The organism is Helicobacteraceae bacterium, from assembly GCA_031258155.1.
Taxonomy (GTDB): domain Bacteria; phylum Campylobacterota; class Campylobacteria; order Campylobacterales; family SZUA-545; genus JAIRNH01.
On record JAIRNH010000038.1, the window covers coordinates 14,915 to 28,686 of the forward strand.

At 51.5% G+C, this 13,772-nt stretch carries 15 protein-coding genes; 13 read left to right on the forward strand and 2 right to left on the reverse strand.

The window, feature by feature from the left end; translation table 11 throughout:
- Positions 1 to 22 precede the first annotated feature (22 nt).
- Complete coding sequence (pgeF, locus tag LBF86_05265) at positions 23 to 796, forward strand: peptidoglycan editing factor PgeF (protein ID MDR0664913.1); 774 nt, start codon at positions 23 to 25, stop codon at positions 794 to 796.
- Here pgeF and hisH read toward each other — a convergent pair.
- Positions 793 to 1,404, reverse strand: a complete 612-nt coding sequence (hisH, locus tag LBF86_05270; GenBank protein MDR0664914.1) for an imidazole glycerol phosphate synthase subunit HisH — start codon at positions 1,402 to 1,404, stop codon at positions 793 to 795. The two genes, pgeF and hisH, sit on opposite strands and share 4 nt — an antisense overlap.
- 91 nt (positions 1,405 to 1,495) lie before the next feature.
- Between hisH and rpmE the strand changes: the two genes are divergently transcribed.
- Genes rpmE through LBF86_05310 form a run of 8 tightly spaced genes read left to right on the forward strand, consistent with a single transcriptional unit; the run spans position 1,496 to position 8,100 of the window.
- The gene (gene rpmE / locus LBF86_05275) at positions 1,496 to 1,696 is read left to right on the forward strand and encodes a 50S ribosomal protein L31 (protein ID MDR0664915.1); all 201 of its coding nucleotides are present in this window, start codon (positions 1,496 to 1,498) and stop codon (positions 1,694 to 1,696) included.
- A 15-nt stretch (positions 1,697 to 1,711) separates the two neighbouring features.
- A complete protein-coding gene (gene rsmI / locus LBF86_05280; protein MDR0664916.1) occupies positions 1,712 to 2,548 on the forward strand; it encodes a 16S rRNA (cytidine(1402)-2'-O)-methyltransferase in 837 nt (278 codons plus the stop codon).
- A 24-nt stretch (positions 2,549 to 2,572) separates the two neighbouring features.
- Positions 2,573 to 3,256, forward strand: coding sequence for a 23S rRNA (guanosine(2251)-2'-O)-methyltransferase RlmB (rlmB, locus tag LBF86_05285; protein ID MDR0664917.1), 684 nt, complete (start codon positions 2,573 to 2,575; stop codon positions 3,254 to 3,256).
- Positions 3,253 to 4,059, forward strand: coding sequence for a hypothetical protein (locus LBF86_05290; GenBank protein MDR0664918.1), 807 nt, complete (start codon positions 3,253 to 3,255; stop codon positions 4,057 to 4,059). The genes rlmB and LBF86_05290 overlap by 4 nt, the downstream gene beginning before the upstream one ends.
- 5 nt (positions 4,060 to 4,064) lie before the next feature.
- A complete protein-coding gene (locus LBF86_05295; GenBank protein MDR0664919.1) occupies positions 4,065 to 4,898 on the forward strand; it encodes a hypothetical protein in 834 nt (277 codons plus the stop codon).
- 31 nt (positions 4,899 to 4,929) lie between these two features.
- On the forward strand, positions 4,930 to 6,156 hold the full coding sequence (locus LBF86_05300) for an LL-diaminopimelate aminotransferase (GenBank protein ID MDR0664920.1): 1,227 nt from the start codon (positions 4,930 to 4,932) through the stop codon (positions 6,154 to 6,156).
- Positions 6,157 to 7,662 carry a peptide-binding protein gene (locus LBF86_05305; protein ID MDR0664921.1) on the forward strand — a complete coding sequence of 502 codons (1,506 nt, stop codon included), beginning with the start codon at positions 6,157 to 6,159 and terminating at the stop codon, positions 7,660 to 7,662.
- Positions 7,663 to 7,704: 42 nt separating this feature from the next.
- Positions 7,705 to 8,100, forward strand: coding sequence for a hypothetical protein (locus tag LBF86_05310; GenBank protein MDR0664922.1), 396 nt, complete (start codon positions 7,705 to 7,707; stop codon positions 8,098 to 8,100).
- Positions 8,101 to 8,782: 682 nt separating this feature from the next.
- Here LBF86_05310 and LBF86_05315 read toward each other — a convergent pair.
- Entirely contained in the window at positions 8,783 to 9,775 is a 993-nt protein-coding gene (locus LBF86_05315) for a hypothetical protein (protein MDR0664923.1), read from the reverse strand.
- Positions 9,776 to 9,963: 188 nt separating this feature from the next.
- Here LBF86_05315 and LBF86_05320 point away from each other — a divergent pair, with 188 nt between their 5' ends.
- From LBF86_05320 to LBF86_05335, 4 genes are read left to right on the forward strand one after another with little or no spacing between them, the layout of a single operon-like run.
- On the forward strand, positions 9,964 to 10,464 hold the full coding sequence (locus tag LBF86_05320; protein MDR0664924.1) for a hypothetical protein: 501 nt from the start codon (positions 9,964 to 9,966) through the stop codon (positions 10,462 to 10,464).
- Entirely contained in the window at positions 10,454 to 12,307 is a 1,854-nt protein-coding gene (locus tag LBF86_05325; GenBank protein ID MDR0664925.1) for an OmpA family protein, read from the forward strand. The genes LBF86_05320 and LBF86_05325 overlap by 11 nt, the downstream gene beginning before the upstream one ends.
- A gap of 18 nt (positions 12,308 to 12,325) precedes the next feature.
- Positions 12,326 to 12,853 (forward strand): GTP-binding protein, encoded by a 528-nt coding sequence (locus tag LBF86_05330; GenBank protein ID MDR0664926.1) that lies wholly within the window; start codon positions 12,326 to 12,328, stop codon positions 12,851 to 12,853.
- Positions 12,850 to 13,770 carry a GGDEF domain-containing protein gene (locus tag LBF86_05335; protein ID MDR0664927.1) on the forward strand — a complete coding sequence of 307 codons (921 nt, stop codon included), beginning with the start codon at positions 12,850 to 12,852 and terminating at the stop codon, positions 13,768 to 13,770. The genes LBF86_05330 and LBF86_05335 overlap by 4 nt, the downstream gene beginning before the upstream one ends.
- Positions 13,771 to 13,772 lie beyond the last annotated feature (2 nt).

A 13,772-nucleotide genomic window follows, 5' to 3' on the forward strand; every position in this document is an offset into this window, starting at 1 on the left:
GGGCTTAATACAATACGAAATTATGTTGCGACTTACGCTTTTTAACGATCAGTCCTCCGTAACCTGCTTTGTTACTCGAAGGAGCGGCGGGGTTAGCCTTCCGCCTTACGATACTCTTAATTTGGGCGCGAACGTCGGCGACGATCCAAAAGCCGTCGCGCGAAACCGCGCTATTGTAGCCAAAATATCGGGCGCGAAAGACGTCGTTTATATGAATCAAATTCATAGCGATCGCGTAATCGCGATTAGCCAAGCGCCGCAGACGCCGCCCGAATGCGACGCGACGATCTCAAACGCGCCGAATATCGCGCTCGCCGTTTTAAGCGCCGATTGCGTTCCGATTCTGCTTTTTGATCCCAAACGCAAGGCGATCGGCGCGGCGCACGCGGGACGGCGCGGGACGGCTTCGGCGATCGCGATTAAAACGATCGAGGCTATGCAAAAAATCTACGGAAGCGATCCAAGCGATATATTAGCCGCGATAGCGCCCGCTATTTGCGGAAAATGCTACAAAATCGACGGCGAGATCGCGAGCGAGTGGCGCAAACTGCCAAGCTACCTTCAGCCCGCGCTGCGCGGGGATCGTTTGGATTTGCCGCTCGCCAATCGCCTGCAACTGCTAACGATCGGCGTTTTGGAGCGTAATATCGAAACGATCGATATATGCGCGTTTGAAGATCAAACGCTGTTTTCTTACCGCCGCGCCAATCCTACGGGGCGGTTTGCCTCCGTTATCGCGCTAAACTCGCGCGGCGACCTAGCAAAACGCGATCGCTTATTAAACGAAGCGGGTTAAAGCTCGGCGAAATTTTTTAGTATGCGCAGACCTACGTCGCTACTTTTTTCGGGGTGCGGCTGGATAGCGTATATGTTGGCGCTTTGAACCGCGCAGACAAATTCGTAGCCGTAAAAGGCTCTGCCGATCGCGATACTTTCGTCGCAAACCGCGTGATAGCTATGAACGAAATAGAGCCGATCGCCGTCGGATACGCCCTCGAAAAGCGGCGAAGATCGCGCGATATTTAGCTTGTTCCACCCCATATGCGGGATTTTGATCGCGTGCGCCGCTTTTGTCGGATCGAAGCGTTTGACCGTCCCCTTTAGCAGACCCAACCCGATTGCCTTTGGCGATTCCTCGCTGCTTTCAAAAAGTAGCTGCAAGCCTAAGCAAACGCCTAGCAGCGGCTTGCCTTTGGCGACAAACGTTTTGATCGCTTCGTCCATCGCGCTCTCTTTCAGATGATCCGCCGCGTCGCCAAACGCGCCCACGCCGGGCAAAATAGCGCGATCGCACGCGCTTAACTCGTCCGGCTCGCGAACGATTTTCGCCTCTTTGCCGATCTTTTTTAGCGAGTTTAGCAGGCTCGCTAAATTACCCATTTTATAGTCCGCGATTCCAATCACGAGGCGATTCCTTGCGAAGTTTAATCAAGATCGTAGCAGGGTTAAGCAAAATTAACATAGCATTCGCTTTTTACTTTTGGAGGAATTGACTATGAAAAAAGAGCTTCACCCGCAACTTATCGAATGCACGGTCAGTTGCGCCTGTGGCAATACATTTACGATTCAATCGACTAAAGAGACTATTCGCTTGGACATTTGCGACAAATGCCACCCCTTCTACACGGGAAGCGAAAAGGCGGTTGACGTAACGGGTCGCGTCGAGAAGTTTAACAAGAAATACGGCTTGGCGTAATTCCAAGCCAATCGCTTGCTAAGTCTTGTTCCGACGCCGATTGGCAACCTAGACGATCTCGGTTTTCGCGCCGCCGAAAGGCTGACGAAAGCCGAGATTTTTTTTTGCGAGGATACTCGCGTAACCAAAAAACTACTACGATTGCTGGGCGATCGGCGCGGCGTTCGGTTTCGTCCCGACGCGCGCTTTATTTCGCTCCACAGCCACAATGAAAAATCCGTCCTAGAGAGCGTCGATCGCGCCCTGTTTGATCGAGCGTGCGTCTATGTCAGCGACGCGGGTATGCCGTGCGTAAGCGATCCGGGCGCGCTTTTGATCGATTACGCGATCAAGAACAAGATCGAATACGAGGTTCTGCCGGGCGCCAACGCGGCGCTAACCGCTTTTGCCGCGAGCGGATCGGCAAGCGGCGAAAAATATATATTTTACGGGTTTTTGCCGCATAAAGCCGAGGCGAGGCGATCGGAATTGACGGCTCTGCTACGTTATCCGTTCGCGATCGCGCTGTATGAGTCCCCGCGCAGGATCGCCGCCTTCGCCGCGCTGATCGCAGAGCTTGCGCCCGATCGGAGGATCGCCGCCTTCAAAGAGATGACCAAATTGCATGAAAAGCGCTATATCGGCGCGGCGATCGGGTTTGCAAAGGCGCTTGAAACTATGAGCGCTAAAGGCGAATGGACGATTATACTAGCGCCAAACAAAACGCCGTTAAGCGCGCGAAACGAGGCGCTGATCGACGAGGTAAAAAACCTAAAAGCCCCGATCAAGCCGCTGTCTAAAATCCTAGCGAAACTTAGCGGCGAAACGTCGGGCGCGTGGTATGAAAGGCTGCGTCAAAATGCGAACGCCTAACGCGAACTTGATAGAATTATTCGCATGGTGATTTTCGGCAAGCAACCGGTGCTTTACGCGATCGAGCGCCATAGCGATATGATCGAAACGCTGTTTGTCGCCAAAGAGTTGGACAAAAAACTCTTTGCCAAACTCAAAAGCGCGAAAAAGCCGATCGAGGTTTTGGACTTCAAAAAAGCGCAAGCCCTCGCGCGAGGACAGAATCATCAGGGAATGCTGGCTAAAATCAGAGCGCTTTTATTTCGTGAAAACGGCGAGGCTTACGATTCGCGGTTTGTCGTGATGTGCGCGGGGGTTACGGACGCGGGCAATTTAGGCGCTATTGTCCGCACCGCCTACGCGCTGGGGGTCGGTTCGTTTGTTTTTGGCGGCGTTAATAGCGTTAATTTGGAGGCGCTAATCCGAACCTCCAGCGGCGCGGCTTTGTCTATGCCGCTTTTTTTGATGCCGAACGAACGCGAGGCGATCGAGCTTTTTAAGCAAAAGGGGTTTTTGACGATCGGCGCCGACGTCGGCGGCGAGGACGCGAGAACGTTTGACGACAAAGAGCGAAAAAGGCTTCTTGTTTTAGGCGCGGAGGGATACGGTTTGAGCGAGCGGACGTTGAAAAAGCTAGATCGTCTTGTTTCGATAACGATGGAGCGCGAATTTGACTCCCTGAACGTCTCCGCCGCCGCCGCAATTTTGATCGACAGGATAAGACGGTGAGTAGTGGATTTGAAACCTTAAAAACGATGAACGTAAACGAAATGTATCGCCAAACGCGCATTTCGGTAGCGGAATTGCAGGCGATCCTTTCTAAGCGCTTTGAGAACTTCAACCGAGCCAAAGCGCTAGGCTTTTTCAGGATTTTAGAGCGCGAATACAACTTGGATTTGAGCGATCTGGTCGCCGAATACGAGGCGTTCTACGGCGCGAAAGAGGAAAACAACCAGATATTTGTCGTCGCGAAAGAGGAGAAAAACCATATAGGCAAATACCTGATCGTCGTCCTCGCGCTTATCGCGATAGCGCTTGGGTGGGCGTTCGCGAAATTCGCGGTCGAGCTTCCGCAAAGCGCGGAGCGGACCGCAGCCGCTCCGGCTCCGATCGAAAACGCGCAAAATCCGCTGATAGAGAGAGCCATGCAAACGATCGACGAACCAGAGCCGACGGAAACGCTTGCGCCAATCATAGTAGAGCCGATCGAAACGGAGCAGAGTCAAATTGCGCAGGTTTTGGAATTTTACGTGATTCCCGAAGGCGATCTGTGGATTCAGACCAACTACCTCGATACCGGAGAGCAGGAGCAAAAGACGATTTCGGCGCGATACGATTTTGATTCGACTAGAGAAGCCGATTTTCTATTCGGACACGGCAGGTTTAAACTAGTTTGCGGAACTACCGTGATGGAGCCGCAATCAAACATACGGCAAAGAGTGCGTTTTAAAGACGGCGATATATCCCCTATTTTGATTACTCAGCCGAGAAACGCGCCGATAACGGAACAAAACGACACGGAGACAAACTAAAATATATGCGTAACATTCTCGCCTTTTTATGCCTGACAATCGCGGCGCTTGGCGACGCGATCAACGACAAAGTCCGCGCTTTGGTCGATCCTCAAAGTTATGTGATGCACCAAAGGCTTATCGAGATCGTATTCAAAAACCGCAAAGAGTTTTTAGCCGAGCCGGATCGCGCGGATAGCGTTAAGATCGCCGCGACGCTTAAAGACAACGGACTGCTGGATATATTTTACAAAGACGGTCCGCGCAATCTAAGCGCCACCTTCAGAACGACTAACAGTCCGCTGTTTTTTCTGAAAGCGGTGGGCGATAGTTTGAGCGATCTGGGCTACAACTTCACTCGTATCAGCGCTATGCGATCGGACGAGTTGTTTTTTGAATGGACGATCAGTTATCGAAGCGATCACGCTATCGATCCGGCGCAACTATCCAAAAAGCTCGCGGCGTTTCGCGTCAGGATCGACGATATTTCCAAGCAAGGAGACGATTGGAGCTACTCTTTGATAGCCAAAAATCCGACGTTGCCCGAAGCGATCGCGCTGGAATCCACGCATACTCTCGACAGTCCGCTGTCGATTCAGAATATGTCCGGCGAGTATTGGGTGAGACTGCCGCAACATTCGGAGTCGGATCGCGTCGGCATTCGTAAAAAAACGGGCGGGCTTTGGGTGGTTTACGCGGTTTTTTACGACGATTCGCTACAACCGATACAAACCGCTAGTTCGGCAAACGCCGTTAAAGTCTTTTTGTCCCCGTTTCCGCGAAACGCGGCGTATTTAAAGATCGCCGACAGCGATATAGCCGTCGCTCTTCAACACGGGCTACAATTGTGGATTGAGTAAAATATAATAAACAAGCGCTAGGTTAGCAAACATGTTCGACGAGATAGAATTCGACAAGATCAAAAGACTTCCAAAATATGTGTTCGCCGCCGTTGGCGAACTCAAAATGCAACAGAGACGCTCCGGAGAGGACGTGATCGATCTCTCTATGGGCAACCCCGACGGACCTACGCCGCGTCATATTATCGACAAGCTGATCGAAAGCGCGCAAAAGCCAAAGGTGTATGGCTACTCAGCGAGCAAAGGCATCTATAAACTACGTTTGGCGGCGGCGGATTGGTATAAGCGCAAATACTGCGTCGATCTTGATCCGGAGACGGAAGTCGTCGCCTCGATGGGCAGCAAGGAGGGCTACGCGCACCTCGTTCAAGCGATCGCCAATTTAGGCGATACGGCGATTATTCCCGATCCGTGCTACCCGATTCACTCGCAAGCGTTTATTCTGGCGGGCGGCAACGTGGCGCGTTTTGCTATGAAATTGCGCGAGGACCTCTCGTTGGACGAGGAGGCGTTTATCGACGACGTAAAAAGGTGTTTGGCTGAAACAAGTCCGCGCCCGAAATATCTCGTCGTCAATTTTCCAAACAACCCGACGACCGCGACCGTTACGCCTAAGTTTTACGAGAAAATTGTCGCGCTGGCAAGGGAGGAGCGCTTCTATATCCTAAGCGATATCGCCTATGCGGAGCTTACCTTCGACGGCTATCAAACGCCGTCGATTATGTCCGTCGCAGGCGCTAAAGATGTGGCGATCGAGAGTTACACGCTCTCTAAATCTTACAATATGGCTGGTTGGCGCGTGGGATTTATCGTCGGTAATCAAAAGCTGGTCGGCGCGTTGGCTAAGATAAAAAGCTGGCTTGATTACGGCATGTTTACGCCCATACAGGTAGCCGCCACGATCGCCCTAAACGGCGATCAGTCTTGCGTCGACGATATTAGAGAAAACTACCGCAAGCGACGCGACGCGCTTATAAAATCCTTCGCGAGCGCGGGTTGGGCGATCCCCTCGCCAAAAGCGAGTATGTTTGTGTGGGCGCATATCCCGCCGCCGCTACGCGATCTGGGCAGTTTAGAGTTCGCCAAAGAGCTGCTAATCAACGCCAACGTCGCGGTTAGTCCGGGCGTGGGTTTTGGTCCCGCGGGCGACGAATACGTCCGTATCGCTATGATCGAAAACGAAAACCGCATTCGTCAAGCGGCGAAAAATATCAAACGATTCTTTCGCGCAAATAACATTGTCGGCAGCGAAGAGTAATTGAAACGATCGGCGCTCTGGCTTTTTTTATGCTCTCTGCTGTGCGCCGACGATCCGTTGCAGCTTTCGCTTTCCGGTTTCCCCGCGAGACTTAATCCGCTTTTGGCGACGGATACCGTCAGCGGCGAGCTTAGCGGCTGGCTTTTTAACGGGTTGGTCAAATACGACAAAAACGCCAATATCGTCGGCGATATAGCCGAAAGCTGGCGTTTTGATGACTCGCGGACGGTAGTTTTCACGTTGCGCGACGATCGTTTCTGGCACGACGGAGAGCGCGTTACGGCGCGCGACGCGGTTTTTACCTACGAAACGGCTATGAGCGGCAAGATTTCCACGCCCTACAACTCCGATTTTATGCTGATCGAGTCTCTTGAGGCGATCGACGATTTCACGCTTCGGGTTCGTTATAAAGCCCCGTATTTTAAAGCGCTTGAAACGTGGATGATGGGGCTGATTCCAAAACATATTCTGCAAGACGATCCCGATTTGATGACAAGCTCGTTTAATACGCGCCCGATCGGCAATAGTTTTTATCGTATGGACGAGCTAGTTTTATCGCGCAACGCCGAGTTAACGGCGTATAAAGACTACAAACCGCGTCCGGCGTTGATCGACAAGGTTGTATTTGAATACGTTCAAGAGCCGAGCGTCGAGTTTTTGAAGCTCAAATCGCGTTCTTTGCATATCGGTTCTCTGGACGCGATGCAACTTGAACGCCAGATTGACGATCGGTTCAAAGAGGCGTATCGAATCGTGGAAAGCCCCTCGTTTGGCTACAGTTATTTGGGGTTTAACCTCAAAAATCCCAAGTTTCAGGACCCGAAAGTCCGCGAGGCGTTCAGCTACGCGATTGATCGCCAAGAGTTGATCGACATTCTATTTCTAGGACACGGCAGGATATGCAACGGTCCTATTTTGGAGGGCGCGCTGGGCTATAACCCAAACGTCAAAGCGCCCGTTAGGGATGCGGAGAAAGCCAAGAAACTACTCGCCGAAGCGGGATACGATAAAAGCCGCCCGTTTATTACGGAAATATCGACCAACTCTAGCAACCCGATCAGAATGTATGCGGCGCAAATTATTCAGCGGCAACTTATGGACGCGGGCATAGAGGCGCGTCTGCGCGTGATGGAGTGGCAGGCGTTTTTGAGCCGAACGGTAAACGCGCGAAATTTCGAGATTGTGTTGATGGGGTGGAGCGTTCCGCTTATGCCCGATCTCTCTCCGATCTGGCGTTCCGACAACGATAAGGCGGGCGGCTTTAATTTTGTCGGATACAAAAACGAAGAGGTCGATCGGCTAATAGAGCTTGCCAAAGGCGTTTCCGATCGCGAGCGGATCGCCAAAATATTCGGCGATATAAGCGAGATTATCGCGAAAGACAATCCCTACATATTTCTCTACTCTCCAAATTCTATTGCCGCCGTTTCGCGCAAAATAGAGCCGATCGAACCGACGCTAATAGGCTTTATGCACAACCAGCACGAATGGCGAATCTCTCCATGAAAAAGCGCTAGACTTACATAAAATGATATTTTAGGAGAGACAATGGCGGGGCAGACGTTAGAATTTGCGGATTTTAGACCTTTTCTTCGCCACGAAATCGGCGAATTGTCGCGTATTCGAGAAGAACAAAGAAAATTCACCGTTATGTTTTTGCAGTATCACGACGCCGATCGTATGTTCAAGGCGCTTAGAGATACGTTAAGAACCGCCGACGTTATTTTTCGTAAAAACGACGTTTTCTTTGTCGTTATGCCGGCGACCGACAAGGAGGGCGCTATGCATGTGGCGAGGACGCTAGAGGAGCATTTCGGACACGCTATCGCGGACGTCAACGCCACGTGGCCAGAAGACGGGCTTAGCGAAGGCGAACTGCTTGGAAACTTTTCGCAATATATAAGGGCGAAATGCGATCTAGATTTAATGGGGATACTCCGCTAAATCCGCCCGCGTAAAGTTTATTTGATCGCTTGCCGACGCTACTTCCCAATCGCTTTCGGCGCTCCTTAAACTTGTCGTCGGATCGCCAAAACGCCGCCGCCGCGCTCTCTTTGTCATACCCGCGAAACGGTTATCTATCTAAATACGCCGAGGGTATAAAAGACGGAACCCCGCCTTTCTCCGGCGATTACGGGCGGCAAACCGCCCTATCGCTCCGCGCGGGAATGACGGAGAGAAACAGGAATGAGAATGCGCGTTATGCCGCGCGATTTTTGCCTCTTTTTGCGTTATATCGGCTCTGCTTTTATAGCGGCGCTCATAAAGCATTAGCGCGGTTTTGAAAAAACGCCAAAAATTCCGTCGATTGCGCGCCGCGATTTTGGCGCTTTGGTTTTTGGTAAAGGCGTTGTCGTTAGTTTGCGCGGCTTTATCGCGCCGTCGCGCGCGGGAGAAAATAGGCGAAAACCGATTGTCGGCGCTTTTGCGATCGGTTGATCGTTCAAGAGCTTGTTTTCTACCATCATCTGCGAGAAATCGCAACCAAATTTCCACGCTGGGGCATAGCGGCGAGACTTGTTTGCTCTTATAATTTGCCGCAACCGCTTAGTTAGCGCGTTTTAGATCGTCTAGCTTTTCGTAATAAACGACCAAGCGCTCGCGGGGCTTATTTCGAGTTTATGGGCTATGACTTTTGGTCGGTTTGCGAGCCGATCGTCTCTTGGCGAGCGTTTTGCGGCGGGGTTTTCGCGCGCGTTTCGATCCCTCTTTGCGGCGACGGCTTGCGACGCCGCCCGTTTATCGTATTTTGTCGCGCCTCAAGCGCTCTGAATTTTTTGAGCAGATTGTTTTTCTCTAAGTATCGCTCGGCGTTTAACGCGCTTGTTTTGGCGGTTTTTTGCGCCGTTCTGAGCGCCGCGCGAAAGAGCGGCAGAAACTTGCGGGGGATACGCCTTAGATCGATTAACGCGCGATTGCGGTTGTAGTTTGCCGTTATCCGCTCAAGCTCCGAATCGTTTTTGTAATACGCCCTGAAACTCTCGACGCTAGAAATATCGATCTCTTTTAGCCTTGCGTCCGTCAGCTTTCTTCTGCCGGAGCTTTTAATAAGATATTCGTCGCCTAGGTAGATGCTGGGCACGCTATCGGAGCTATCGCCGCGCAAAAGCTGCGCTTTGAAAGCGTGCGGATCGAACGTTAAAAAACTGCGTTTGCCCACGCTCCACTGGCTGATATTTGGCGCGCGCAAAAGCTGCGTCAAATCCTTGTCCGAAGAGATAATAAGGTGGCGTTTGTCTTTCGGCGCGTAAAAGCGACACGCAAAAGCGATAAGATCGTCGGCTTCCATAGCGTCGATAGAAACTATCGCGTAGGGCAGATTCTCTCTCATCTCGTCTATTATCGAATCTTGCAGATTGTGGAGTTTATCCCAATCCACGTCGTCGTTTTGCCGTCTTTCGGCGCGTTTTTTCTTATATCCCGCGAAAATCTCCGCGCGCCAATACTTGCCGGAGTCCGTGAAAATATGAAGTTTCCCGTATTTATGAAAGCGCGCGACGATAGCAAAAAGACGGTTTAGAAACGCCAAGCGCAAGCGGTCTTTGGAATACATCAGCCCCTGTTTTTTTAAACCGAACGCGACTTGTATAAACAGCGAACTGAAATCCAAAAACAGCATTCTCGTCCTTTCTCCAAAGCTACGTATCATATAATAACGATTATTTGTTTTAGCCTTAAAAACGGTTTGAACGCCGCCATTTAGGTCAAAACTAAACGCTTTGCACGCTATCAAGTCCCGATCGATTTTCTTTCGCTATTATAAGCAACCAATCGACTATTTATCGAGTCAAACAACGGAGAACGGCAATGCCCGAAAACAATCAAGACGCCGTTAGCGGCATGGAGCAGGTGCGCAATTTACTATTTGGCGCGCAGGTTCAGCAGATAGAAGAACGCATCAAAAAATTGGAGGATTTTTTCGTTTCGCGCATCGACGCGCTTAAAAGCGAGATTGTCGAGTCGCTACAGCGGCAGGAACGATTGTTTCATAGCAAGATTCAAGAGGAGTCGTCGCGACGAAGCGAGGACAAAAACTTTATCGAAAGCAAAGAAGAGCGTCTTAGCGAGGAGCTTAAATCAAGCCTCGAAGCGCTAAGCGAATCGTTTTCAACAGCCCAAAGCGAAATGAGCGCGCGGCTTTTATGCGCTTTGAACGATCGGCATAACGACGCGCTAAGAGCGTTAAACGACCTAGCCGTTTTATTGCGCAGAGAGCTGGTCGCTAAAACCGCGCTCGCTAAGGCGTTTGCCGAATTAGCCGACGGCGAGGCAAACGAAATCGGGGTCTGCGCGAGCGATGAGAAATAACGCTCAAAACGACGACGCGCTCGCCGCGTCCGCCGAAAAAAGCGCGGAGCGGTTTTCTCCGGAAAAGACGATCGCCAAAGAGGCGAGAGAGCGTGAGTTACGCTGGAAGGATCTGCCGCCGCCCGTAAGCGATCCGGAACTTATAGAGCTAAGAAGGCGGCTGTTTGAACGCGAGATTTTTATAATCGACAAACTTAAGCAAACGCTTGACGGCGGGCGTTTCAGCGCGGGCGAAATGATGAAGATAATATCCGATTCTATCGTCGCGCGCGCGGGCAAGGACGAAAGATTTTCCTACGCGATGTCTCCGCTAGTGGAGCAAATTGTCTCCAAGTCGATGAAAATGCGTCAAAACGAGTTTGTCGATCTGCTGTTTCCGCTGATGGGTCCTTCCATTAGAAAATCGATCGCCGAAAATCTGCGAACGGCGCTAAACAATTTCTCAAAAAGTCTTGAAAACTCGCTCTCATGGCGCGGAATCCGCTGGCGCATAGAGGCTTGGCGCGCCGGCAAAAGTTTTAGCGACGTCGTTTTACTCCACACGGTCGTCTATAGCGTGGATCAGATCTTTTTTGTGCATAGCAAAACGGGACTGGCGCTAGCGCATATATTCAGGGACGGCGTGGAAAACCAAGAGGCGGATATGGTCAGCGCGATGCTTACCGCCATCAACGACTTTGCGCGCGACTGTTTCAAAGGCGACGCGCACGATCATTTAGAGTCGCTTAACATGGGCGCTCGCACGATTGTTATAGAAAAGCAAAACGAGGCTTATTTGGCGTGCGTCGTTCGCGGAACGCCAAGCGCCGAGTTTCGCGCGCGCATTCGCGACGCGCTCGATCGCCTAACGATCGAATACGTCGCGCAGTTATCGGAGTTTAACGGCGATTTAACGCCGTTTCAGCACGCGACGAGGTTTTTGTATCCGCTTTTGGAGGCGCGCTACGTAAAAGAGCATAAGCCTTTGCCCACGTGGGGCAAAGCGATCGCGATCGCGGTTTTGATCGGTCTGTTCGCCGCTCTTAGCTTTATATACGGGCGGCATTTGATACTAGACAACCACATATCGAACGCGATCCAATCGCTGACCAAAGAGCCGGGCGTTTTGGTAATCGCGCGAGATGAAATAGACGGCGGCAAAACTCGTTTGCGACTTTTGTTGGACGATCTCGCTAGAAAACCCGAAGAGACAATCGCCAACAATCCCGCGGCGGCGCGTATAGAGATAGTCTATACGCCGTTTGTCTCGCTTGAGCCGGAGATTGTGAAAAAGCGAGTCGGTTCGCTGCTAAACGCGCCGCGCGAGGTAACGATGAGTTTTGAAGACGGCGCGGTAACTCTGAAAGGCGCCGCGCCGCTAGAGTGGATAAACTACGCTAAGCGGGTTTTGCGAGAGGTTCCGGGCGTAAAGAGCGCCAATTTAGACGGACTAAGCGATCCGTATATGCAACAGATTACCAAGCTGATTGAGGCGATCGAAGCGATTGGAATTGAGTTTCCGGTGGGAAAATCCGATCCAATTAAAGAGGACGCGCCAAAACTGCAAAAAGCGGTGGATATGCTTGTCGAGCTAGAGAGCGCCGCCGGCAAAGTCGGGCTAACCCCAAGCCTCGTCGTATATGGGCACGCGGACGCGACGGGAACGGCGAAATACAACTACGAGATCAGCCGCGCGCGAGCCGCCGCGATCGCCGCCGAGCTTTACAAAAAAGGGAGCGCGATTCCCGTCGAGACGTATGGCATGGGTTCAAAGTATCCAAAAAACGAAGAGGCAAAATACGATCAAGCAAGCAGACGAATAGAGATGCGAGTGCGCCTGTTGCAATCGACCGCCGCGTATTAACCAGCGAAAGAAAGATCGATGATAAGCAAAAAAATCTGTATGTTAGGCGCTTTTTCCGTCGGCAAAACGTCGCTGGTGGGGCAATATGTTCACTCCATATTCAACGATCGGTATCTATCTACGATCGGCGTAAAGATCAGCAAAAAAGAGCTTTCTTGCGCCTTGTCGCCCCCCGTGACGCTTGTGATATGGGATTTGGAAGGCAAGGATATATACACAAACATAAACGCGTCGCATCTGCGCGGCGCGTCCGGCTTTTTCGTAATAGCCGACGGAACGAGAAGCGAAACGCTGGGCGAGGCGCTAACCATTCGCGATCTCGCGCTCAATATTATCGGCGAAAGCGCCCCAAATTATCTGCTTATCAACAAATCGGATATATGCGATAAGTGGGAGATCGCCGATCGGCAAATAGAGGAAATCTCGCTAGACGGCGTTAAGGTTATCAAGACCAGCGCCAAAACGGGCGATTCGGTAAACGCGGCGTTCGAGTTACTTTCGCGCGATATGTTGCTTGCCGCAAACATATCGGAGGGAACGTCATGAATAACAGTTCGATATTGGCTCAAGATATATTGCGCGAACTTAACATCGTAACGTTAGAACGAGAAGGACCAAGTCGCTACCGTATTTTAGGCGATCCGCCGGAGTTTTACGGCAGACTGTTTCCGCCTTCCGCAAACGGCGCGTGCGTCGAGCCTTGGACTATTTCGCCTATGCTAGAAGCGTTTGTGATCGACGCCGAAGCCTTTTTTGAGCGCAAAAAGGAAGGCAGTTTTAGCTCCGGCGTATGGCAAGAAGACGGCGTGATCGACGGAGACGTCGCTTTGGCGGCGGACGCGATGTCGTTTAAAAACGGACAGGCGATTATTATTAGACTCTTGCGGCAGGATTTCACCGATCGCGCCGCGACGTTAAACGACGCGCGCGCCCAACTTTTGCAAAAGCGCGAGATTTCAAAAAATCTCGATCTCTATCGCGAGAGGTCGCGACTAGACGGTCTTACGGGGCTGTTTAATCACGCTACTTTTATGGAGTTGCTACGCGGCGCGATCGACGAGAGCGCCGACAAGCTTACGCCGCTCTCGTTCATTATGCTCGATATAGACGACTTTAAAAAGTTCAACGATCTTTTTGGACATCTCGCGGGCGACGAAGTTTTAAAATCGGTCGGGGCGTTCTTGCGCTCGAAATGCAGAAGCGTCGATATAGCCGCGAGATACGGCGGCGAGGAGTTCTGTATCGCTATGCGCGGCGTTTCGCAAGAAGAGGCGGTCAAAATCGGTCAAAAAATATGCGAGGGCGTTCGCGAGATCAAAATCGATTCGTTACCCGCGATCACCGTCAGCGTGGGTTGCGCGGTCTATCGGCGCAACGAGCGCGTCGAGGAGCTTATCAAACGCGCGGATATGGCGCTTTACGATATAAAACGATCCGCCAAAAACGGCGTTGCGATACGTTAGTT